The 21454-nt window shown below is 70.4% G+C and carries 17 protein-coding genes and 1 pseudogene; 10 read left to right on the forward strand and 8 right to left on the reverse strand.

What is annotated here, in order from left to right; all coding sequences use genetic code 11:
* Nucleotides 1-10: 10 nt before the first annotated feature.
* Entirely contained in the window at nt 11-2848 is a 2838-nt protein-coding gene (locus ABZU99_RS01300) for a non-ribosomal peptide synthetase (RefSeq protein WP_356049858.1), read from the reverse strand.
* Between the two features lie 369 nt (nt 2849-3217).
* Entirely contained in the window at nt 3218-4594 is a 1377-nt protein-coding gene (locus ABZU99_RS01305) for an IS1380 family transposase (RefSeq protein ID WP_356049860.1), read from the reverse strand.
* A 295-nt stretch (nt 4595-4889) separates the two neighbouring features.
* Between ABZU99_RS01305 and ABZU99_RS01310 the strand changes: the two genes are divergently transcribed.
* From ABZU99_RS01310 to ABZU99_RS01325, 4 genes are all read left to right on the forward strand, one after another.
* A complete protein-coding gene (locus tag ABZU99_RS01310) occupies nt 4890-5753 on the forward strand; it encodes a DUF4097 family beta strand repeat-containing protein (RefSeq protein WP_355946851.1) in 864 nt (287 codons plus the stop codon).
* Nucleotides 5753-6805 carry a helix-turn-helix transcriptional regulator gene (locus ABZU99_RS01315; RefSeq protein ID WP_356049862.1) on the forward strand — a complete coding sequence of 351 codons (1053 nt, stop codon included), beginning with the start codon at nt 5753-5755 and terminating at the stop codon, nt 6803-6805. Before ABZU99_RS01310 ends, ABZU99_RS01315 begins: the two co-directional genes overlap by 1 nt.
* Before the next feature lie 157 nt (nt 6806-6962).
* On the forward strand, nt 6963-7715 hold the full coding sequence (locus ABZU99_RS01320; protein WP_356049864.1) for an antibiotic biosynthesis monooxygenase: 753 nt from the start codon (nt 6963-6965) through the stop codon (nt 7713-7715).
* A gap of 9 nt (nt 7716-7724) precedes the next feature.
* A complete protein-coding gene (locus ABZU99_RS01325) occupies nt 7725-8189 on the forward strand; it encodes a TIGR03668 family PPOX class F420-dependent oxidoreductase (protein WP_356049866.1) in 465 nt (154 codons plus the stop codon).
* Here the strand turns inward: ABZU99_RS01325 and ABZU99_RS01330 are convergent, their stop codons facing one another.
* The 3 genes from ABZU99_RS01330 to ABZU99_RS01340 all read right to left on the reverse strand — a co-directional run bounded on the left by ABZU99_RS01330 (nt 8190) and on the right by ABZU99_RS01340 (nt 13770).
* Nucleotides 8190-10883, reverse strand: coding sequence for a hypothetical protein (locus tag ABZU99_RS01330; RefSeq protein WP_356049868.1), 2694 nt, complete (start codon nt 10881-10883; stop codon nt 8190-8192).
* A 145-nt stretch (nt 10884-11028) separates the two neighbouring features.
* The gene (locus tag ABZU99_RS01335; RefSeq protein WP_355946838.1) at nt 11029-11991 is read right to left on the reverse strand and encodes a zinc-binding dehydrogenase; all 963 of its coding nucleotides are present in this window, start codon (nt 11989-11991) and stop codon (nt 11029-11031) included.
* Nucleotides 11992-12537: 546 nt separating this feature from the next.
* Nucleotides 12538-13770, reverse strand: a complete 1233-nt coding sequence (locus ABZU99_RS01340) for an NADP-dependent malic enzyme (protein ID WP_355946836.1) — start codon at nt 13768-13770, stop codon at nt 12538-12540.
* A gap of 522 nt (nt 13771-14292) precedes the next feature.
* On the opposite strand from ABZU99_RS01340, the gene ABZU99_RS01345 reads away from it, so the two are divergent.
* The 3 genes from ABZU99_RS01345 to ABZU99_RS01355 are packed head-to-tail and all read left to right on the forward strand — an operon-like array spanning nt 14293 to nt 17005.
* Nucleotides 14293-15252, forward strand: coding sequence for an ABC transporter substrate-binding protein (locus ABZU99_RS01345; RefSeq protein ID WP_356049871.1), 960 nt, complete (start codon nt 14293-14295; stop codon nt 15250-15252).
* Between the two features lie 53 nt (nt 15253-15305).
* Nucleotides 15306-16247, forward strand: coding sequence for an amino acid ABC transporter permease (locus ABZU99_RS01350; protein ID WP_355946831.1), 942 nt, complete (start codon nt 15306-15308; stop codon nt 16245-16247).
* Nucleotides 16244-17005, forward strand: a complete 762-nt coding sequence (locus tag ABZU99_RS01355; RefSeq protein WP_355946828.1) for an amino acid ABC transporter ATP-binding protein — start codon at nt 16244-16246, stop codon at nt 17003-17005. Before ABZU99_RS01350 ends, ABZU99_RS01355 begins: the two co-directional genes overlap by 4 nt.
* Before the next feature lie 70 nt (nt 17006-17075).
* Here ABZU99_RS01355 and ABZU99_RS01360 read toward each other — a convergent pair whose 3' ends face one another.
* Complete coding sequence (locus ABZU99_RS01360; protein WP_356049873.1) at nt 17076-17852, reverse strand: class I SAM-dependent methyltransferase; 777 nt, start codon at nt 17850-17852, stop codon at nt 17076-17078.
* 94 nt (nt 17853-17946) lie between these two features.
* On the opposite strand from ABZU99_RS01360, the gene ABZU99_RS01365 reads away from it, so the two are divergent.
* Nucleotides 17947-18639 carry a CGNR zinc finger domain-containing protein gene (locus tag ABZU99_RS01365; protein WP_355946823.1) on the forward strand — a complete coding sequence of 231 codons (693 nt, stop codon included), beginning with the start codon at nt 17947-17949 and terminating at the stop codon, nt 18637-18639.
* Here ABZU99_RS01365 and sodX read toward each other — a convergent pair.
* A pseudogene (sodX, locus tag ABZU99_RS01370) lies at nt 18567-19004 on the reverse strand (nickel-type superoxide dismutase maturation protease); the annotation flags it as partial. The gene ABZU99_RS01365 and the pseudogene sodX sit on opposite strands and share 73 nt — an antisense overlap.
* A 161-nt stretch (nt 19005-19165) precedes the next feature.
* On the opposite strand from sodX, the gene sodN reads away from it, so the two are divergent.
* Complete coding sequence (gene sodN / locus ABZU99_RS01375; protein WP_356049876.1) at nt 19166-19561, forward strand: superoxide dismutase, Ni; 396 nt, start codon at nt 19166-19168, stop codon at nt 19559-19561.
* 157 nt (nt 19562-19718) lie between these two features.
* Nucleotides 19719-20171: a serine hydrolase domain-containing protein gene (locus ABZU99_RS01380; RefSeq protein ID WP_356049878.1), complete on the forward strand. Its 453-nt coding sequence runs from the start codon at nt 19719-19721 to the stop codon at nt 20169-20171.
* A gap of 28 nt (nt 20172-20199) precedes the next feature.
* Here ABZU99_RS01380 and ABZU99_RS01385 read toward each other — a convergent pair whose 3' ends face one another.
* Nucleotides 20200-21237: a LysR family transcriptional regulator gene (locus ABZU99_RS01385; protein WP_356049880.1), complete on the reverse strand. Its 1038-nt coding sequence runs from the start codon at nt 21235-21237 to the stop codon at nt 20200-20202.
* Between the last annotated feature and the right edge of the window lie 217 nt (nt 21238-21454).

The following is a 21454-nucleotide window of genomic DNA, read 5'->3' on the forward strand; positions in this document are numbered from 1 at the left end:
CCCGTGGGGCCTATGCCTGGTCCGTCCGGGACCGGTCGGCGTCGCCCAGCGCCCGGTCGAGCTCCTTGCGCAGAATGGCCTGGAAGGCCGCGACATGCTGGGGGCCCATGAGCGTGTAGTGCTCACCGGGGACGTCGATGTACCGGTTGGGCTCGGTGGTGTGCTCATCCCACCTGCGCAGCTCGTTCTCCAGCCAGTCCTCCTTGGTTCCGCGCAGCGGGACGGCGTAGAAGACCGTCATGGAGCGGGTGGTGCCGGTGGGGTGGTAGGTACGGCCGAGGTTCGTGAGGCCGTCGGCCAGCTCGGCCCACGCGGTGAACTTCGCCAGATCCAGATCGAGCTCGGCCAGCCGGTTCCGCGGGGCGATCCGCAGCATGTGCGCGAGCTGCTGCTCCTTGGGCAGCGGGCGCAGCTCGTCGGGGAGATCGAGCGACTGCTTCTTGTTGATCAGATCCAGGAAGAAGGCGAGGTTGGCCGCCGTGTCGACAAAGTCGAGCTCTTCCATGCGGTACTTGATGTGCGGGGGAAGGTTGAAGCTGCCGACGAAGTCGACGCGTTCGCCCGCCGCCTCAAGCGCCTTGGCGATCTCGAAGGCCACGGCGCCGCCGTACGAGTAGCCGGCGATCGCGTACGGGCCGTGCGGCTGCTGGGCGCGGATGGCCTCGACATAGCGGTCCACCATCTCCGCGAAGCTCCCGAAGGGCTTCTCGCCCTCGTTGAAGCCCCGGGCCCGCAGCGCGTAGAAGGGCCGGTCGCCGACGAAGTACTTGGCGAGGTTGACGAAGACCAGGACCTCGCCGACGCCCGGGTGCACACAGAACAGCGGGGTCTTCTCGCCGCCCGTCTGCAGCGGCACGATCGGGTCGTACGCCCCGGAGGAGGACGAACCGCCATCGGCCAGCCGGGCGGCCAGCTGCCGCACCGACGGCGCGGTGAGGACGGTGATGATCGGCAGGTCCGGGACGCCGAGGCGCCGGGTGACATGGCGGCGCAGCCGCAGAATGTCCAGCGAGGTGCCGCCCAGGTCGAAGAAGCTCGCGGTCGCGCTGATCCGCTCCGGGTCGGCGTCGAACATCTCGGCGTAGATCTCGGCGAGCACCCGCTCGGTCTCGCCCCGCGGCGGGGTGTGGCCGCCGAGCCGCCGGGTGGTCAGCTCCGCGACATACGCGATCACATCGTCGAATCCGCCGGACTCCAGCCGGCTCCGCATCCGCCGGCGCAGCGTCTTCCCCAGGCTGGTCTTGGGGAACGCGTCCTTGGGCAGCGGGAGGATGAGGTAGGGCCGAAAGCCCCAGTGCACCACGACGGTGGAACGCACCGCGGAGATCATGCGGTACAGCCCCGGCTCGTCGCCGTCCGCCACCTCGGGGCTGACCGCGATCACCAGCTGCTCGGTGTCGCTGCCCGGCCGGCGGGTCGGGAAGGCCGCGACGTAGCCGGCCGCCACATCGTCGAGCTGTTCCAGCGCCGCCTCTATCTCATGGCTGAAGTAGTTGACGCCATTGACGATGACGCTGTCCTTGCTGCGCCCGACGAGGGTCAGCCGCCCGTCGTCGATCCGGCCCAGATCGCCGCTGCGGAACCAGCCGTCGGGGGTGAAGGCCTCCTTGGTGGCCTTCTCGTCGTGGTAGTAGCCACGGGTGATCATCGGCCCGCTGAGCTGCAGCTCGCCGACCTCACCCGGCGGCAGCGCGCGGTGGTCGTCATCGGTGACCCGGATCCGCAGGCCCTGCACGGGGGTGCCGAGATTGGCGAATTCCTGGCCCGAGTCCGTGGCGGGGAATTCCCGGTTGTAGACGGAGCCGGCGCAGGTCTCGGTCATGCCGAAGGCGGGCCAGAGCGCAGATTCCCGCAGCCCGTACGGGGCGTAGTTCTCCAGGAATGCCTCGCCGGTCGCGACGACATTCGCCTCGCCCCCGCTGACGATATGACGCAGCGCGCGTAGATCGAGCCCTTCGCCGCCCGCCGAAATCTCCTCCTCCATCTCCTCCGCCGAGGAATTCAGGGGGCCGAAGAGAAAGTTCGGGGTAAAGCTCATCGTCACCTTGTGACGGGAGATGATGCGGAGGAACCGAAGCGGCTCCTCAAGAATGACCGACGCCTCCGCATGCACTTGTTCGGCGCCTACGTACAGCGGCAGCATATGCGCTTCCAGAAGAGCGGCCACATGGTCGTAGGAAATCCAGTTGAAGGTGGTGTCGGCGGCGGTGAGGCGTTGTTTTTCGGCCTTTCCGGCCATGGACGCCAGGATATTGCCATGGGTGAGCATGACCGCCTTGGAATTCCCCGTGGAGCCGGAGGTCAGCACCAGCAGGGCGAGGTCCTCCGGCGCCGCGGAGTGCACCTCGGCGGGTGTCAGGCGCTCGGCTGCGGCGGCGACGCCCCGCAGCTCCTCCACGGCGGCCACCGCGAGCCCAGGGACGTCCGGCAGCTCGGCGCGCATCGCCTCGGTGGTGACCAGTAGCGGACGGTCCAACAGCTGGTTCACATGACCGAGTTGGGTGGCCCAGCGCGCCGGGTCGCCAGGGATCGGCACCATCGGGCAGGGGACGAACCCACCCAGGAGGCACGCCCAGAAGACCGTCAGGAATTCCGGCTGGCCGTCGAGCAGCAGGGCCGCCTTGTCGCCCGGCCGCAGCCCGCGGTCCCGCAGCGCGGGCAGGAGTCCGAGCGCCGATTCAAGGAGTTCCGGATAGGACTGGCGACGCGAATCGTCCACCGCCTGTCCGGACACATAACGCACCCCGGATTCGGGGTGATCGTGAGCCGCCCGCAGCAGCAGCCCGGCGATGGAGCTCAAATCCTGGGATTCGTTTGGTACCGAGTTTTTCAAGGGTTGTGAAGCCATTATCTCACTGCCCTCTTCCTTCTCGATGCATAGGCCATGAAGGTAACAGTCCCGAACATTCGCACTCCATGACCCTCCACCACGGCTCTAGCGATGCTCTAGCCGAAATATCTCGAACGGGATTTTCCTCTAGGAAGAGCGATTCATGTCACACACAAACGATGGCCGCGCCATATGCCGGAAACCGGGATGCGCTAACCTCGATCTTGCATGAGGGTTCGTCAGCTTGCTGACGCACCCTTCCGGCTCGTTCGGGGCGGAGATTCCTGCAGGTGGGCAGGTTGGTGGCCCGGCTGTCGCGTCGGGTGGGCGCCGGGTTCCACGGCTCCGGTTGCGGTGGTGCTGCTCGTAGGGACGGGACGTTGCTGGTCAGCCAGGGTTCGGCAGGGCCGCGAGCCGTTGCAGGGCGTCGGTTATCACACCGGTCCAGGGCCAGTGCTTGGCAAGGCGGAGGATGCGGCGGCGGCCGGTGGTGACGAGCTGAGCGGCCGCGGAGAACAGCCGTAGCCGCAGGCGGCGGGGCTCCCATCGGCGGGCTTGTCCGGTGAGGGCGAGCAGGGGCATCCAGGCCAGGAGGTCCAGGGCAATCTGGACGATCTCCAGCCAGATCTGGTTCTGCGCGGCGTCGTGGAGGGGGAGGTTGCGCAGGCCGGTGGCGCGGGCGGCGCGGATGCGGTCCTCGGCGCGGGCCCGCTGGCGGTGCCGCAGCTCCAGCGTGGCGATCGGGGTGTGCTTGGTGTTGGTGGCGAAGCAGGTCAGGCGCATGCCGTCGGCGTCGGTGAAGCGCAGTTGGGCGCCGGGGTGCGGCCGTTCCTTCCGCACGATCAGCCGCATGCCCTTGGGCCAGCCCTTGAGGCAGTCGCCGTCGAGTTCAGCCACCCAGGCGCCGTCGCGGATCTCGCCGTCGGGCTCGACGGCCGGCGTCCAGGCCGATGCCGGGACCTTCAGAACGGCCTGGTGGATGGCATCGGTGATGGTCATGCCGACGGAGTAGGACAGCCACCGGCCGCGGGCGGAGAGCCAGTCGAGGAACTCGTGGGTGCCCCCGCCCGAGTCGGTGCGGATCAGCGTCCGCCGTCCGCGCCGGTACTTCTTCGGCAGCTGCGCCAGCGCGATCCGGGCGGCTTCGATGTGGTCTGCAGCGGTGTTGCTGCCCGCGTTCCCGGGCCGCAGCAGCCCTGCCACCGGCTCTCCGGACCCGCCCCGGCCGTGGTCGACGAACCCCATCAGCGGATGATGCCCGAAAGACTTCTTCCAGGTCGCGGCCGCATCCTGCTTCTCGGAATGCGCGATCACCAGCACCCCGTCCAGGTCCACGACCACCTGCCCGGCCGCATCCGGCGCCGCGTCACCGGCCAACGTCCATACATATTCACGGACTTGAGCGCGGGCCTGCCGCAGTGCGGTCAGCGCACGCTTCCCGCCCGCTGCCAGCGTGTCGATCAGCCGGGACACCGTCGGATCGGAGGCCACCGGCCCGAACACCGCCGGCTCGGCCCGCAGCATGCCCACGTCCGCCAGGCAGTCTCCGCCCAGCGCGACCGCGAGCGCCACATCCAGCAAGACCTTGCCCGGATCATGCACCGTCCGCGGCTTGCGCCACGGCGCCAACGCCGCCGATATCGCCTGATCCAGACCGGTCTTGCGGACCGTCTCCACCAGCAACACACCACCGGCCTGGGAGACCACCCCGCGACCACCGCCTTCGGTACGGACACGCGGGTAGGACCCGATACGCTTCTTCACCTGGAGAGTGCTTCTTTCACGCGACGACCTGGACCCTAGACAAGTCCCATCGTTGCAGGTCAGGAGCACTCTTCGTGTTTCTGGCCACCCACCGGACACCCTGCCTCATGAAAGCGCGAGGCTAATGGCCGATGGGTCGAACGCATCGGGTGAGCCGGGCGCGAGGCCGACACCGCGCATGGCGCGATGGCGGGGCCGGGCACGGGGCGGGACTTGACTCCCGGAGTCCGCGATATATCGTGTCTAGCGGAGACACGATATGTTGCGTCATGCGTCCAGCCAGGGGAGGCCAGGGATGTCAGCCCGATCACAGTGGTCGATCACCACACCACAGAAGCTCACCCTCGACGGCACCGTCGCCACCCTGGAGGTGCGCATCGCAGGCGGCACGGTCAATGTGGTCGGCAACGGCGCGGGACCCGCCCGCCTGGAGGTCTCTCGGATCAGCGGCCCGCCGCTGACGGTGACCCACGAGAACGGCACCCTGACCGTCGCGTACGACGACCTCCACTGGAAGAGCTTCCGCACGTGGCTCGGCCACTGGAACCGTGCCGTCCATGTCACCCTCACCGTCCCCACCGACACCAGCGCCTCCGTCGGTGCCATCGGGGCCGGTGCCGTGGTCTCCGGGCTGACCGGCCGCGCCGACCTGCGCGGTGTCTCCGGCGACTTCACCCTGCTCGGGCTGACCGGGCCGGTCCGTACCAGCACCGTCTCCGGGCGGGTCGAGGCCCAGGCCGTCACCGGCACCCTGCGCTTCCACTCCGTATCCGGCGACCTCACCGTCGTCGAGGGCTCGGGGCCCGCCGTACGGGCCGACTCCGTCAGCGGCAATATGGTGGTCGACCTGGCCCCCGCCACGACGTGCTCGGACATCAGCCTCACCACCGTCTCCGGCGAGATCGCCATCCGGCTGCCGCACCCCGTCGACGCCGAGGTCGAGGCCCACACCGCGAGCGGCCCCGTCTCCAACGCGTTCGACGATCTGCGGGTCAGCGGCCAGTGGGGCGCCAAGAGGATCACCGGCAGGCTCGGCGCGGGCAGCGGCAGCCTCAAGGCCACCACCGTCTCCGGCGCCATCGCGCTGCTGCGCCGCCCGCCGTCCGAGGACGACGCGGCCACGGACACCACCGACGGCCCTCAGGGAAAGGTCCTCTGATGCCCCCCGTATTCGCCCACGGCCGGCTGCGGCTGTATCTGCTCAGGCTGCTCGACGAGGCGCCGCGCCACGGCTATGAGGTCATCCGGCTGCTGGAGGAGCGGTTCCAGGGGCTGTACGCGCCCTCCGCCGGCACCGTCTATCCGCGGCTGGCCAAGCTGGAGGCCGAGGGCCTGGTCACCCACACCACCGAAGGCGGCCGCAAGGTCTACTCCATCACCGACGCCGGACGGGCCGAACTGGCCGACCGCAGCGGTGAGCTGGCCGATCTGGAGCTGGAGATCCGCGAGTCGGTCGCCGAGCTCGCCGCCGAGATCCGGGAGGACGTCCGCGGCTCGGCCAACGATCTGCGGCGCGAGATGCGCGAGGCGGCGCAGCAGGCCCGTATGTCCGGCGACACCGAGGGCAAGCAGGCCCCGTGGGAGAACGCCTGGGGCGACAAGGAGGGGTGGCGGCAGGCGAAGGAGGAGATGCGCCGCGCCAAGGAGGAGTGGAAGGAGCAGGCGCGCCGGGCGAAGGAGGAGAGCCGACGGGCCAGGCAGGACGCCCAGCGCGCCCGTAAGCAGGCCAGGGACGCGCAGGAGTTCGCGCGCGAGGAGGTCCAGCGGATCGCCCGGCGCCTGCAGGAGCAGACGCAGACGCACATCCGGGCGGGCGACTGGCAGCGGGCGGTACGGGAGGGGCTGGCCGAGGTATCGCGCGGGATGAGCCGTATCTCCCGGCAGGGCGCCGCTCCCCCGGACGCGGATGCTGGCTGGGGCTGGGGAGACGAGCCGTCCGGGCCGGCGAAGGTCACGGTCGAGCGGGTGGACGAGCGGAAGCCGGCCGGCGGCCCCGAGGGGGCGGACGAGCCCGAGTGGGCCCGGGACTTCACGCCCTCCGGCGACCCCGCCCGCGATCTGGACCGGCTGCTCGACCGGTTCCGCGACGACATCCGCGACACCGCCCGGGACCACGGCGTGACGGACGCCCACCTGGCCGACGCCCACCGCCGGCTGGCGGCGACCGCGACGCGGATCACCAGCCTGCTGCGCGGACAGGGCAAGGGATGAGCGGGCTTCCCGCATTCCGCGGGGCGCCGGGCCGATGGCGCTTGACTTGACGCGCGGTTGAAGTTTGAGGATCGAGTCCGGCGGCGCGCCACGGGGACGCCCCGCCGGACCCGTTCCTTATCCCGGGCCCCGGGCCCCGGACCGCGAGGAGACCGTTATGTCCGCCCCTTCCCGCCCCAGCGCCGCCGCCGGCCCGCTGCCCGATCCGGCACGGCCCGATTCCGGCATCGCCCTGTTCAGCACCTGGAGCGTGGGCACGCCCGATCGGCAGCGGGCCACCGTCGATGCCATCGCCGCCGCCTGGGACGACCGGCCGTGGCCGACGCCGGCCCTGCTCTCCTACAACGTCTACGGCGGGACCGACGGCGATACGCTGCTCCACCACTCGCAGTGGACCAGCGAGGATGCCTACCACGCCTTCGTCCGCACCCAGCGCCAGGAACGCAACGACGACATCGACCGCGCGGTCCCGGGCATCGAGCGGCTCGCGATCGCCGGCTACCGGCACTACCGCGCCTTCTCCACGGTGGTCGAGGGCGATACGCCGGATCCGGGGCTCATCGTCATCGTGAACATCGACTTCGGCCGGCCGGCCCCCGAGCTGCGCCGGGAATGGGTCGACACGGTCATCGAGGCGCTGGAGGCCGAACCCGACCCGGGGCTCCTCACCGCCGACTTCCATCTGATCGTCGACGGGGAGCGCCATCTGAGCACCGACCGGGCCCGGGTGCTCAACTACGCCCGGTGGACCACCGAGGAGGCGTATGAGGCCGCGGTGACGGGCGACAGGCCCCGCGGCGGATCGTCCGCCTGGGACCGGGTGCGCGACTTCCCCGGATTCCTGGGCACGGAGGTGCGGCGCTACCGCTTCTGGCGGAGCTTCACCCGTCCTCAGAGCGCACCCCAGTAGCCTCCCCGCATGAGACTGGAGAGCGACGAGGCGCGGCGGCGGTTCACCGGTGCCAGGGTGTTGCGGCTGGCCACCACCGATGAGGGCGGGCAGCCGCATATCGTCCCCGCCACCTTCGCGCTCGACGGGGAGACGGTGGTCACCGCCGTGGACCACAAGCCCAAGCGCCATCAGGACCTGCGGCGGCTGCACAACATCCGGGCCCATCCGGGGGTGTCCCTGCTGGTGGACCACTACGAGGAGGACTGGCGGCGGCTGTGGTGGGTGCGGGCCGACGGCCGGGCGCGGGTGCTGCCCGACGAGGCCGCGGCCGACCGCGCGAGGGCGGTGGAGCGGCTCGTCGAGAAGTACCCGCAGTACACGGAGCGGCCGCCACGGGGACCGGTGATCGCCATCGAGGTGGTCCGCTGGACGGGGTGGGCCTTCACGGATGGCCCCAACGACTGCCCCGCCGACCGCCGCACCGAGGGCTGATCAGTCGTCACGCCCGTCGCGGGGGCAGGAGAACCTGCCGCCCGGGCCCCATGTCGTCCTCTCCACTCCGCTGTCCCGTATCCCGCACTCCAGCGCCACCTCCGGTGAGCCCCCGGCCCTGTCGTGCAGGATCAGCAGCAGCTTGTCCGCGGGGACCTTGCCGCTCTCCGTGAAGACCAGCGATCCGGTGGCCCCGCGCACACCGGCCGTCCCGCCGACCCCCTTCTCCAGCGCGAACTGCACGGTGGACCGCCCGAAGGGCGCCGTGCCCGCCTCCCGGTAGGCCGAGTTGATCGCCTCGGAGAGCACCCGCAGGGCGTCCCAGGCGAGCGGTGCCCGCGCGTCGTTGCTCCACAGGTCGTCCCCGTACGCTTTGGCGTACTGCCGGCGGAAGGCGACGCCCATTACATTGGGCTGATTGTCCTTCGGCAGCGCCTGTGCCGCGTAATACAGCCGCAGCCCGGGGTGCTGCTCGCTGGGGCGCTGTTCCTCCACCACCGCATTGGTGAGGTCGTTACCGCCGAGTACGGTCGCTTGGCCCTGGCATGAGGTGGTGCGGTCGAAGACGTTGAGGAAATTCTCGAATTCATTGGCACGCGCGGCCCAGTAGACCACCGTGCGCGGTTCCTCCTTGAGCCTGCGGCATATGCTCGCCGCCATCTCGGAGGGATTGGACACCCATTCGTCCTCCCCCTCGCTCTGCCCTGCGGAAGAGGAGGCGGGAGTGGAGTCGAGGGGATACCAGATCTGCCGGGCGCCCTCGAATTCCGCCGCGAATCGCTCGCTGAGATTGTGGCTGTAGATGTCGTGCGGATCGCCGATCACCACCGCCTTCTTGGCGGGCCCGCACTTCCCCGGCGCCGTCCGCACGATATTGCCTTCCCGGGCGAACTCCGCAGCGATCCGCGCCTCCCGGTGGTTGTCCGGGGGCACTTGGCGGTACATCGCCGATCGCTGCATCTCCTCGGCGGTCGCGGAGGTGCCGATCATCGGCAGCCCGCCCTGGGCCAGGGTGTCCCGGGCCCTGATGGTGTCCCGGCGGCTCTGGCCGAGGCCGACCACCCCCAAAAGCCGCTCGCCGCCCGCCGCGCTGCTGCTGTCCTTGACCTCCCGGACGAGCCTCTCGGCGGCCGCGGGCGCCTTCGAGAAGCGGTCGCCCGCGTCCACCAGACGGACCTTCAGCAACACCTCGCTCTTCTCCTGCTGGGCCGCCTGGTCGTTGATCATTCGCTGGGCCATCGCGATGCCGCGCAGCTCGGGGATGGCGCCGCTGTACTTGGCCCGCTTCCAGTCGGCCGCGGTCACGGGCACGCCCAGGTAGGCCACCGTCCGTACGACGGCGCCGCGCCGGGCCGCCTTGTCGGCCTCCTTGTTCTGCTCGTCGATGGCGTCGCGGGCCTGGTCGTAGACGGCCTTGGGGCTCTTCTTGGGCAGCTTCGGCGTGCCGGGGGAGGCGGAGGTGGTGCCTCCGCCGAGGCAGGCGGTGTCGCTCTCCGCCGTTACCCACCACACGCCGTACACGCCCAGCAGCGCCAGCGCGGTCACGCCCGCCACCGCCGCGGAGGCCGCCTCGAGGCGGGGCGCCACATCGGAGCGGGGCTTCCCGGTGGCGATCTCCGGATACCGGCCGAGCCACCGGGCGGCGTCCGCGTCGTCGTCGTGCCGCTCGACCCCCACCCGTACCACCCGGGCACCGCCCGCCCCGGTGGAACCGATCCAGGACTTGAGCGTGACGGCGGCCTCGGCGAAGCTCTCCGTACGCTCCCCACCGGGGCGCACCGCGGCCACCAGCATCACCCCGGTGCAGCCCGTGTGCTCCACGGCGGCGGGGAACTGCTCCAGCAGCCGGGCGGTGTCGGCCTCGGGGGCCGGAGGCTGCGGGAAGACGAGGACGAAGCGATGCCGGCGGCGCCTGCCCCAGGGCGAGAGCCGCGGATGGCGGAAGGCCCGCTCCAGATCGGCGAGCAGCGCCCGCAGCAGCACATCGACGATACGGGCGCGGCCCGCGGGCCCCGCGGAACTCGGCGAACCCGCGGTCAGCCGGAGGGCGTCGGTGAAGAAGTCCCAGCCCTTCTCCGGCAGCCCGGCCCACTTGCGGTACCAGCCCCCCTTACGGGACATCCGGCGGCTGTGCCGGCGGCCGTACCACCAGCGGGGCAGCAGCCCGAACACGGGCTGGCGCAGCCAGTACCAGGCTGTGGGCAGGATGCCGGGCGGGGGCTCCTCGCCACCGCTGATGGTCTCCAGTGCCCGGAGGAAGACGGAGCGCGCACACCGCGCCTCGTAGACCTTGTTCCGTAACACCTCGGCCTGCGCACCGGCCTGGGGCTCGGTCACATCGGCCTCGACGACCGAGCACATCAGCCGGAACTGCGACAGCCGCAGGCGACCGAACCCACCGGGCCGGTTGCGCAGCAGCTCCTCCTCGATCTTCTGGAAGGTCTCCCCCACCCGCTCTCGGGGCGTGCCCGCGAGCGCACCCGCCACCTGCGCGAACGGGATACGGGCGGTGCCGCCCGCGCTGAAGCGCCCGCACAGGCCGTCGGCGATGTTGCCCGCCTCCGGGCCCTCGTCGAGCTGGGTGAGCAGGATCTGTGGAGCTGGGCCACGCCGAGCGGGCGGCAGCACGATGAGCTGTTCGAGCGCATCGACCAGCAAGTCGATTTTGGGCAGCGGTGGTACCGAAGCAGACATGACATCCCCCCGGCACGATCATCCCCACCCACTCCGGTGAGCACTAGACTCCTAACGCAGAGTGACAGACATTCTCCGGAACTGAGCGCAGGGGGTGGAAATTGCGCCAAAAAGTGTTCGCCGGTCGTACGGCAAAACCGTCAATTCAGACCGTCAACACGACCTTGCCGAACAGATCGCCACCCGCCATCTTCTCGAACCCCTCGCGCGCCCGGTCCAGCGGCAGCACCGAGTCGATCACCGGCCGTACGCCACGCGCGGCGCAGAAGCTCAGCAGATCCTCCAGCTCGTCCTTGGTCCCCATCGTCGAGCCGACGACCTTCAGCTCCAGGAAGAAGATCCGGTTGAGCTCGGCGGCCTTCGGGTTCGGGCCGCTGGTCGCGCCCGAAATCACCAGCGTGCCGCCCGGCTTGAGCGACTTCACCGAATGCGACCAGGTCGCCGCGCCCACCGTCTCGATCACCGCGTCCACGCGCTGCGGCAGCCGCTCCCCCGGCTCGTACGCGCCCTCGGCGCCCAGCTCCACGGCGCGCTTGCGCTTGGCCTCGTCACGGCTCGTGGCAAAGACCCGCAGCCCGGCGGCGGCACCCAGCACGATCGCCGCGGTGGCCACGCCACCGCCCGCGCCCTGGACCAGGACGGTGTCGCCGGGGCGCACCCCCGCGTTGGTGAACAGCATGCGATACGCCGTCAGCCAGGCCGTCGGCAGACAGGCGGCCTCCTCGAAGGAGAGCTCCTTCGGCTTGGGCAGCAGATTCCAGGTCGGGACGGTCACCTTCTCCGCGAAGGTGCCCTGATAGCGCTCGGTGAGGATGGAGCGGGGCTCGCGCGGGCCGACGCCGTGGCCGCTCTGGCCGATGACCGAGTGCAGGACGACCTCGTTGCCGTCCTCGTCGATCCCGGCCGCGTCACAGCCGAGGATCATCGGAAGCGACTCCTCACCGAGGCCGACGCCGCGCAGCGACCACAGGTCGTGATGGTTGAGCGAGGCGGCCTTGACCCTCACGGTCGTCCACCCGGGCCGCGCCTCGGGGTCGGGGCGCTCCCCCAGTTCAAGGCCGCTCAGCGGCTGGTCACGGTCAATACGTGCGGCGTAGGCAGCGAACATGATCCCGACCATAGGCCGCGCCGGGGACGCGATGGAACCACGCCGAGGTGTGACACGGCTCGCCTCCGCCGGCCACCGGTCCGGGCCCCGCCGCACATCTGCGGGCCGCGGCCCGCGCCGCGCCCACCACGGGGCGCCGCACACCCACAGGCCGTACCCCGCGCCCCGCTCGCCTCCGGCCGCCTCCAGGCAGCGGCCCCACCGCGGTGGGCCGGCACCGCCGGTCGCGGCCGCATCCGGGGGCGCGGCCCCCGGTGCGGGCGGGCCTCGCCCGTCAATTCCAGCCACATGGGGGAGCCGCCGCCCGCAGCGGCAGCGGGCGGCTCGGCGTCGCGGGAACGGCCTGCGTTCCCCGAGCGCCGGGCCTCTCGCCGGGGCGCTCCCGCCCGCCGGACGGCAGGAGCCAGGCCCGCCGGGCCCGTCCCCCCGGCCGGAGCCGGGGACGGGACGGCGGAGGGGGCCGGGGTTGTCCCCCGGCCCCCTCCAACCGAACCGTCCAGCCGGGCGGGGGCGGCCGCGCCCCGGCCCCCGGCGCACCCGGGAGGGTCAGCGGCGGGCCACACCCTCCGCACGGGCCGCCGCCGCCACGGCCGCCGTCACGGCCGGGGCGACCCGGTCGTCGAAGGGCGAGGGAATGACCTTGTCCGCGCTCAACTCCTCGGCCACCACGGCGGCCAGCGCCTCGGCGGCGGCGAGCTTCATGCCCTCGGTGATCCGGGAGGCCCGGACCTGGAGGGCGCCCGCGAAGATGCCGGGGAAGGCGAGCACGTTGTTGATCTGGTTCGGGTAGTCGCTGCGGCCGGTGGCCACCACGGCCGCGTACTGGTGCGCGACATCGGGGTGGATCTCGGGGTTGGGGTTGGCCATCGCGAAGATGAAGGCGTCGGGCGCCATCTTGGCAACGGCGCCCTCCGGCACCGTGCCGCCGCTGACGCCGATGAAGACATCGGCGCCGTCCAGCGCGGTCTCCAGTGCGCCGGTGAGGCCGGCCTTGTTGGTGAATCCGGCCAGCTCGCGCTTGACGTCGGTGAGGTCCTCGCGATCCGGGGAGACGATGCCCTTGCGGTCGCAGACGGCGACGTCGCCGATGCCCGCCTCGGTGAGGATCCGGGCGATGGCGACCCCGGCGGCGCCGGCGCCGGAGATCACGGCGCGCAGCTGCCCGAGGGAACGGTCGGTCAGCTTGGCGGCGTTGCGCAGGGCGGCGAGGGTGACGACCGCCGTGCCGTGCTGGTCGTCGTGGAAGATCGGGATGTCCACGCGCTCCTGGAGCTTGCGCTCGATCTCGAAGCAGCGGGGCGCGGAGATGTCCTCCAGGTTGACGCCGCCGAACGAGGGCGCGAGCCGGGCGACGGTCTCGACGATCTCGTCCACCTCCCGGCAGTCGAGCGCGATCGGCACCGCGTCCACACCACCGAACTGCTTGAAGAGGATGGCCTTGCCCTCCATCACCGGGAGGGATGCCTCCGGGCCGATGTCGCCGAGTCCGAGCACCGCGCTGCCATCCGTCACCACGGCGACGACCTGGGACTTCCAGGTGTAGTCATTGACGAGTTCGGGCTGCTCCGCAATGGCGCTGCAGACCTTGGCGACGCCCGGTGTGTAGGCGAGGGACAGATCGTCCCGGTCGCGCAAGGGCACGGTCGCCTGGACGGCCATCTTGCCGCCGCGGTGAAGCGCGAAGGCCGGATCGAAGGGCTCCCCGTCGGTCACTCCTTCGGCCCCTTCGGCGCTGCCGCTTGTGCTGTCGCTGCGAGGATTCGCCATCTCCGCTGCCACTGTTTGACCCCTTTGTCGTTTTCTGTCGAGGGTAGCCGCCCCAGGTTCGGAGCGGGCGGGCACCGCGTCCGGCCGGTTCCCACTGAGCAGATGGTCGTCAGTTGGGACGAGATACGGACGCCGGGTGCGTCGCACACGCACCCTGAGCCCCGGATAAGGGGGTGTAGCCGTCTTTTCTACCGGACGCGCGGCTCAAGAACGAGCGAGTTCCGGTCGCGGTGGAGTTCAGAAACGTCGCGTTACCAATGAAAGCGGTCGAATCGCTTCTGCATGCACATGCCAGAGTCACGCGCCCTTTTCCGCGCGACCATGACCCCGTCCCGCTTCCCGGCCACCGCTGTCCGGCCCGGCGTACCGCCCCTGCGCTTCACGGGGATCGCCCGTTATCCGATTTTGACATGGCTGGTCGCCCGTTCGGGCCGGTCCGGTGGCAAGATGCCCCAATCACACGAGATCGCGGCACCCGTAAATGTGTTCAGCGAGATCTCCGTCACCCCCTCTCACCCCGCCGGAGGAACCAGCATGACCGCCAGCTTCACGCGCCGTCGGGTCGCCCCGAACTCCCGGTTGGCCGCTGTCGGTGCGATAGCGGTGGTAGGTGCCCTGCTGCTGACGGGCTGTGGCGACCAGACCGACAAGGCACAGAGCGGCTCGTCCAGCGCTGCCGACAAGGGCCCGCTCTTCAGCGCGCTGCCGAAGAAGATCCAGGACGCGGGCGTCATCAAGGTCGGCTCGGACATCAACTATCCGCCGGTCGAGTTCAAGAAGAACGGCAAGGTCATGGGGATCGACCCGGACATCGCCGACGCACTCGGCAAGGCACTCGGGGTGAAGTTCGAGTTCAACAACGCCACCTTCGACACCCTGCTGTCCGGGCTGAGATCCAAGCGGTACGACATCGCCATGTCGGCCATGACCGACAACAAGGGCCGCCAGCAGGGCATCGACCCCGACACCGGCAAGAAGGCGGGCCAGGGCGTCGACTTCGTCGACTACCTCACCGCGGGCGTCTCGATCTACACCAAGAAGGGCGACACCAAGGGGATCAAGACCTGGGACGACCTGTGCGGCAAGAAGATCGTCGTCCAGCGCGGCACCGTCTCGCACGATCTGGCCAAGTCCCAGTCGAAGAAGTGCGAGAAGGACGACAAGAAGAAGATCTCGATCGAGGCGTTCGCCAATGACACCGAGGCCCAGACCCGGCTGCGCGGCGGCGGCGCGGCGGCCGGATCCAGCGACTTCCCGGTCGCCGCGTACGCGGTGAAGACCTCCGGCGGGGGCAAGGACTTCGAGCTCGTCGGCGACCAGGTGGAGGCGGCCCCGTACGGCATCGCCGTGAGCAAGGAGAACACCGAGCTGCGCGAGGCCCTCAAGCAGGCGCTCGCCCTGATCATCGCGAACGGCGAGTACGACAAGATCGCCGAGAAGTGGGGCGTCAAGGAGGGCGCTGTCACCAAGGCCATCATCAACGGCGGCAAGTGACCCGGCCCTCCCCTCCCCGCTCGCTCGCGCGCTTGCGCTGAAAGGCACTACCCGTGACAACTAAGATCGAAAAGGCGGGGCCGGTCGACGACGCCCGGCCGCCCGCACCGGAGAACATCAAGGCCATTCCGGTGCGGCACGTCGGCCGCTGGTTCGCCGCGGTCACCACCATCGCCCTGCTCACGCTGCTCGTCTCCGCCTTCGCACGCGGCGATGTTAACTGGGGCGCCATTCCGGACTACTTCTTCGACGGCGAGGTCCTCAAGGGCGTCCGCAACACCGTCTGGATCACCATCCTCTCGATGGTGCTCGGGGTGGTCCTCGGCATCATCCTCGCGGTGATGCGGCTCTCGAAGAACCCGGTGACCGCGTCCATCGCCTGGGGCTACATCTGGTTCTTCCGCGGCACCCCGGTCTATGTGCAGCTGCTCGTCTGGTTCAACCTCGGCCTGGTGTTCGACTACATCAACATCATGCCGATCTACAAGGACGAGTGGTCCGACTTCATGACCCCGTTCCTGGCCGCCCTGCTGGGCCTCGGCCTGAACGAGGCCGCCTATATGGCGGAGATCTGCCGCGCCGGCCTCCAGTCGGTCGACGAGGGCCAGACCGAGGCCGCGCAGGCGCTCGGCATGAGTCACGCCAAGACGCTGCGCCGGGTCGTCCTGCCGCAGGCGATGCGGGTGATCGTGCCGCCGACGGGCAACGAGTTCATCAACATGCTCAAGACGACGTCGCTGGTGATCGCCGTGCAGTACTGGGATCTGCTGCAGGCCACCGCGGAGGTCGGCCAGAACTCCGGCGCCACCGCCGAGATGCTCTTCCTCGCCGCCACCTGGTATCTGATCCTCACCTCTGTGCTGAGCGTGGGCCAGTACTACCTGGAGCGGTACTACGCGCGCGGCTCCAGCCGGAACCTGCCCGCGACCCCGCTCCAGCGCGTTCGCGCCAATCTGCTCTCGTTCTCCAACCGCCAGGGAGGTGTCAGCGCATGACCGCCATGGTGAAGGCCGAGGGCGTCCACAAGTCCTTCGGCGCGGTTCAGGTCCTCAAGGGCATCGACCTCGAAGTCGCCCCGCGCGAGGTGTTCTGTCTGATCGGCCCGTCCGGCTCCGGGAAGTCCACCTTCCTGCGCTGCATCAACCACCTGGAGAAGATCAACTCCGGGCGGCTGTACGTCGACGGGAATCTGGTCGGCTACCGGCAGAAGGGCGACAAGCTCTACGAGCTCAAGGACCGCGAGGTCGCCGAGAAGCGGCGGGACATCGGCATGGTCTTCCAGCGCTTCAACCTCTTCCCGCACATGACCGCGCTGGAGAACGTGATCGAGGCGCCGGTGCAGGTCAAGCGCGAGACCAAGGCGGTCGCGCGCGAGCGTGCGCTGAAGCTGCTGGACCGGGTGGGGCTCGCCGACAAGGCGGGCAACTACCCCACGCAGCTGTCCGGCGGACAGCAGCAGCGCGTCGCGATCGCGCGGGCGCTGGCGATGGAGCCGAAGCTGATGCTCTTCGACGAGCCCACGTCGGCGCTCGACCCGGAACTGGTGGGCGATGTCCTCGATGTGATGCGCGGGCTCGCGGAGGACGGCATGACGATGATCGTCGTGACCCATGAGATGGGCTTCGCCCGCGAGGTCGGGGACTCGGTCGTCTTCATGGACGACGGGGTGGTCGTGGAGGCCGGGCATCCGCGTGAGGTGCTGACCAATCCGCAGCACGAGCGGACGAAGTCGTTCCTGTCCAAGGTGCTCTGACCCCGGTCCGAGCGGCGAGGGCGGTACGGGCACGCACGCCCGTACCGCCCTCGCGCCGTCTGCCCGGCGGCTACGCGAGCCCGAGCACCATCGCGTCCGAGACCGAGCACCACACGGTCCGCGCCTCTGCGAACCCCGCTTCGCGCAGCGCCTCCGCATGCCAGGCCGGGGACTGCGCCTCGCCCTCGGCGTGGTCGCCGTCCGCCGGATTGCCGAAGATGGCGAACCGCTCGGCGACGGGCCCGGCCAGCGCCACGTCCCCCGCGGCGGACTGCCACCAGTCCACCCAGTCCTGGGTGCCCTCGGCCCTGGCCCGGGCCTGGCGCTCCTTCTGGTACGCGTGGTCGGCCGCGTTCAGCCGGGGCGTCGCCGGGTCCGGCATATGGTCGGCGTTGAGGAACACCCCGCCGTCCCGTACCACCCCAGCGACCTGGCCGTACAGCACCCGCAGCTCATCGGAGCGCAGCCAGTGCAGCGCCGTGGCGGTGAGGACGGCGTCGTACGAGCGGTGCGGCAGCTTGTCCGGCCACGTGGGGTCGCGCAGATCGGCGGTCACGAACGCGATCCGGCGGTCCGCCGCGAAGTGGCCGCGCGCGATCGTCAGCAGCGCGGGGTCGAGGTCGACGCCGGTGCTGGTGGCTCCCGGGAACCGGCGCAGCGCCCGGTCCGAGATACTGCCTGTGCCGCATGCGAGGTCGAGGATCCGAGGCTCGGGGCCGACGACCGCCTCGACCACGTCGAGCATCGCCCGGAACCGCTCCTCGCGATCGGGGAGGTACCACTCCTGCTGCCGGTCCCAGCTCCGCTGCCACGCCTGCCAGTCCGCCACGGCGACGGTGTCCGTCATCCCGCTCCTCCATGTCGCATTCGTCCGTAACGTAATACCCTCGTACCCAGTGCGCCTCTTACCGACCTTAGATCGCTCCTCGTAAGGACCACAAGTGGAACTCGCTTATTACTCGGATCTCGCCGTGCGTCTGGTCAACAGTGAGGAGCCCGCTCGCGGCACCGACGCCCTCACCTCGGTGGACGCCGTACGCGCGCTCTTCGGCGCGAGTCAGCAGGCGGCGCGGCGCGCGACCGACGCCGATGTGACCCGGCTGAGGTCGGTGCGGGCCCGGCTGCGCGCCGTCTTCGAGGCGGCGGCGAGCGGGGACGAGGTCCTGGCGGTGGATCTGCTGAACGCGCTGCTCATCGAGTTCCCGGTCAGCCCGCAGATCTCCGGGCACGAGTACCGCGACGAGGACGGCCGGCCCGAGTGGCATATGCACATCGCGGACTACGCGGCCAACGCGGGCGCCGGCTTCGCCGCGACCGCCTCGATGGGGCTCGCCTTCCACCTCACCGAGCTGGGCGTGGACCGGCTCGGCATCTGCGAGGCGTCGCCCTGCCGCAACGCCTATCTCGACACATCGACAAATCGATCCCGGCGCTACTGTTCCGACCGCTGCGCGACCCGAGCCAACGTCGCCGCCTACCGAGCGCGCAAACGCCTCGACGCCGAGCGCCCGGCCGCCGCCGTGCGCAGCCCCCGCAAGGAGCGCGACCACGATCGCGACCGTACGGGCCGTACGGCGGACGCCGCCCACGACACCCACCCGGCAAGCCCGGCCGGCCCGGCCTTCGACCGCTGAACCCCGCGCCCCGCGCCGGGCAGCGGCCGCAGCCGCACCCATGCACGGGCGACGACCAGCTCGTCGGGCACGACGCCGAACTCCCGGCTGTCGTTCTCCACGTACGGGTTGTCGCCCATCACCCACCAGCCGCCCTCGCGCCGCTCCACCGCGCGCTTGACGATCAGCAGGTCCTGCCGGAACGGATGGCGCAGCACCACCACGTCCCCCGGCCGCACGGGCGCCCCGTACCGCACCACCAGCTGGTCGCCGGGGTACAGGGTGGGCTGCATCGAGGGGTTGTACACCTCGGCGAGCCCGATCCGCAGCAGTCCGCGCTGGTCGCGGTCCCGCTCCGGCCCGCGATCGTGCAGCTGCTCCCGCATCTCCACGGCACCTCCGGTCCGTACTTCTCCCACCACCATCCCAGGCATCCCAGCCTGCCACCGGACTTTTGACCTAAGCCCCCCGGGGCACCCGAGAAAAGCCTTCACCCACGGAGTAATCTCGCACCTGAGAAGACGATCACGAATGGAAGGACAGCTCTATGCTCTCCCGCCTGTTCGCCCCCAAGGTCCAGGTCAGCGCTCACTGCGACCTGCCCTGCGGCGTGTACGACCCGGCACAGGCCCGCATCGAGGCCGACTCGGTCAAGGCCATCCAGGAGAAGTACCAGGCCAACGAGGACCCCCACTTCCGCGCCCGCGCCACCGTCATCAAGGAGGAGCGCGCGGAGCTCGCCAAGCACCACATCTCCGTGCTGTGGAGCGACTACTTCAAGCCCCCGCACTTCGAGAAGTACCCGGAGCTGCACCAGCTGGTCAACGACACCCTCAAGGCCCTGAGCACGGCCAAGGGCTCGACCGATCCGGCCACGGGCCAGAAGGCGCTGGACTACATCGCCCAGATCGACAAGATCTTCTGGGAGACCAAGAAGGGCTGACCCGCCCTTTGTCAGGTCCCACGCCTGCCTTCCCCGACCGCGCCCGACCCGCCGAAGCGGGCCGGGCGCGGTCTGCTGGTATGCCGGACGAACCTGATGAACCGGACGGAGGGGCACGCGATGAGCGCCGGAGGGTGGTCCACCGCACGTTGGCCGGATGCGTGAGGTGATGGAGCGCCATGTGGCCGACGGCGCGGCGCCCGGCCTGGTCACGCTGGTCAGCAGGCGCGGCGAGACGCATGTCGAGGCGATCGGCACGAAGGCGGTCGGTGGCGGCGATCCGGTCCGCCGGGACAAGATCTTCCGGATTTCCTCGATGACCAAGCCCGTCATCGCCGCCGCGACGATGATCCTGGTCGAGGAGTGCGTGCTGCGGCTGGACGAGCCGGTGGAGCGGCTGCTGCCCGAACTCTCGGTGGTCACCGGGCGGGACAGCGTCTCCGCGGTCCCCGGGAAGTACGGCTGGGACGGCGGTCTCGGCACGACGTGGGCGTCGGATCCCGCCGAGGAGATGGTGGCGGTCATGATGAGCCAGCGGGCGCGGTTCCCGGTCTTCTCCGCGGCGTATCTCGACTTCTGGACGCTCGCGTACCAGGCGATCGACGACTGAGCGGGCCGCCGCCCGGGCCTTGAAGGCCCTACGAGCCTTCGGCGGGCCCGGCGAGGCCGATGTCCAGGACCGGGTCCGGCATCCGGGCGCTGTGCAGGCGCAGCAGCGGGCTCTGGTTGCGGATCAGCCACGTGCGGTACGCGGCGCTCGCCCAGGCGATCTCGAGGTACGCGTCCTCCAGATCGCCGAAGAGGGCGTTCACGTCGAGGGGGCCGGCGGTCCCGGCGCGGGCGTCCGTGCCCGCCCGTGAGGCGAGGTAGAGCCGGACCGTCAGCGGATCCCCGTACAGCGGCCGGACGGCCACGCCCTGCCGGGAGCGCGCCGTGGGCTGGCACGGGGTGACCACCTCACCCGAGGCGACCAGGTCGGCCGCCGTCAGATAGTCCCCGTACACGACCCTCGGATTCAGCCCGGCGGCGGCAAGCACCCGGCGCAGGCCCGGCCCCTCGCCGTCCACGCTGGGGTCGACCATCCACTGGTCGGCCGCGAGGTCGGTGAGCCGCACCACGGGCCGGGCGGCGGCCCGGTGGGTCTCGGCGAGGGCGATGAACTGCGGCTCCCTCGCGAGGAGTACGCGGCGCTCCACGCCCTCGGGAACCCTCAGCGGTGCGCCCTCGACCTCGTGGACGAAGGCGACGTCCAGCTGACCGGCCGCGACCATCTGCAGCAGCGCGTTCGCGGAGACGTCGATGTGGATGGTGGTGTCCGTGTCCGGGTGCCGGGTGCGGAGCCTGCGCAGCCATCCGACGACGGCCCGGCTGCCCGTGCTGCCGATGCGCAGCCGCGCGTCCGCCGTCTGTCCCGCCTCCAGCCGGACCTCTTTGACCAGGGCGTTCATCTCGGCCACGATCGGCCGGGCGCGGCACAGCACGGAGCGCCCGAGCGGGGTCGGCCGGCTGCCGGTGACCTCCCGCGAGAACAGCCGGCCGCCGACGGTGGTCTCGATGCGCCGGAGCTGTGTCGTCAAAGAGGGCTGGGTCATGCCCAGCTGTCGCGCCGCCTTCCGGAGGCTGCCGGTGTCGGCTATGGCGCACAGCGCACGAAGGTGCCTCACCTCGAGCTCCACGGCGGGAGCATAGCGGCGCTCGCGGACGCCACACCAGACTCTGAAACCCCGCCAAACCCGCGCCCAAAAGGCCAATCGGTGGTCAACGCCAGGCAGCGGACGGTCAATCAGCGGCGGTGGCGTACCGGCCGGAAGCGGGGCGGGGTATGCCTTCGTCCTATCGCCGGTTGATATCTCCGCGCGACACGGATCCTCCTCAAGACTCTTCGGCACCAAG

It is taken from the genome of Streptomyces sp. NPDC005266 (genome assembly GCF_040607655.1).
In the GTDB taxonomy this organism is placed as follows: domain Bacteria; phylum Actinomycetota; class Actinomycetes; order Streptomycetales; family Streptomycetaceae; genus Streptomyces.

Coding starts and splice junctions, on each gene's coding strand:
- ABZU99_RS01300 (WP_356049858.1), bottom strand. CDS start 2,848: ATGGCTTCACAACCCTTGAAAAACTCGGTACCAAACGAATCCCAGGAT.
- ABZU99_RS01310 (WP_355946851.1), top strand. CDS start 4,890: ATGTCAGCCCGATCACAGTGGTCGATCACCACACCACAGAAGCTCACC.
- ABZU99_RS01315 (WP_356049862.1), top strand. CDS start 5,753: ATGCCCCCCGTATTCGCCCACGGCCGGCTGCGGCTGTATCTGCTCAGG.
- ABZU99_RS01320 (WP_356049864.1), top strand. CDS start 6,963: ATGTCCGCCCCTTCCCGCCCCAGCGCCGCCGCCGGCCCGCTGCCCGAT.
- ABZU99_RS01325 (WP_356049866.1), top strand. CDS start 7,725: ATGAGACTGGAGAGCGACGAGGCGCGGCGGCGGTTCACCGGTGCCAGG.
- ABZU99_RS01330 (WP_356049868.1), bottom strand. CDS start 10,883: ATGTCTGCTTCGGTACCACCGCTGCCCAAAATCGACTTGCTGGTCGAT.
- ABZU99_RS01335 (WP_355946838.1), bottom strand. CDS start 11,991: ATGTTCGCTGCCTACGCCGCACGTATTGACCGTGACCAGCCGCTGAGC.
- ABZU99_RS01345 (WP_356049871.1), top strand. CDS start 14,293: ATGACCGCCAGCTTCACGCGCCGTCGGGTCGCCCCGAACTCCCGGTTG.
- ABZU99_RS01355 (WP_355946828.1), top strand. CDS start 16,244: ATGACCGCCATGGTGAAGGCCGAGGGCGTCCACAAGTCCTTCGGCGCG.
- ABZU99_RS01360 (WP_356049873.1), bottom strand. CDS start 17,852: ATGACGGACACCGTCGCCGTGGCGGACTGGCAGGCGTGGCAGCGGAGC.
- sodN (WP_356049876.1), top strand. CDS start 19,166: ATGCTCTCCCGCCTGTTCGCCCCCAAGGTCCAGGTCAGCGCTCACTGC.
- ABZU99_RS01380 (WP_356049878.1), top strand. CDS start 19,719: ATGCGTGAGGTGATGGAGCGCCATGTGGCCGACGGCGCGGCGCCCGGC.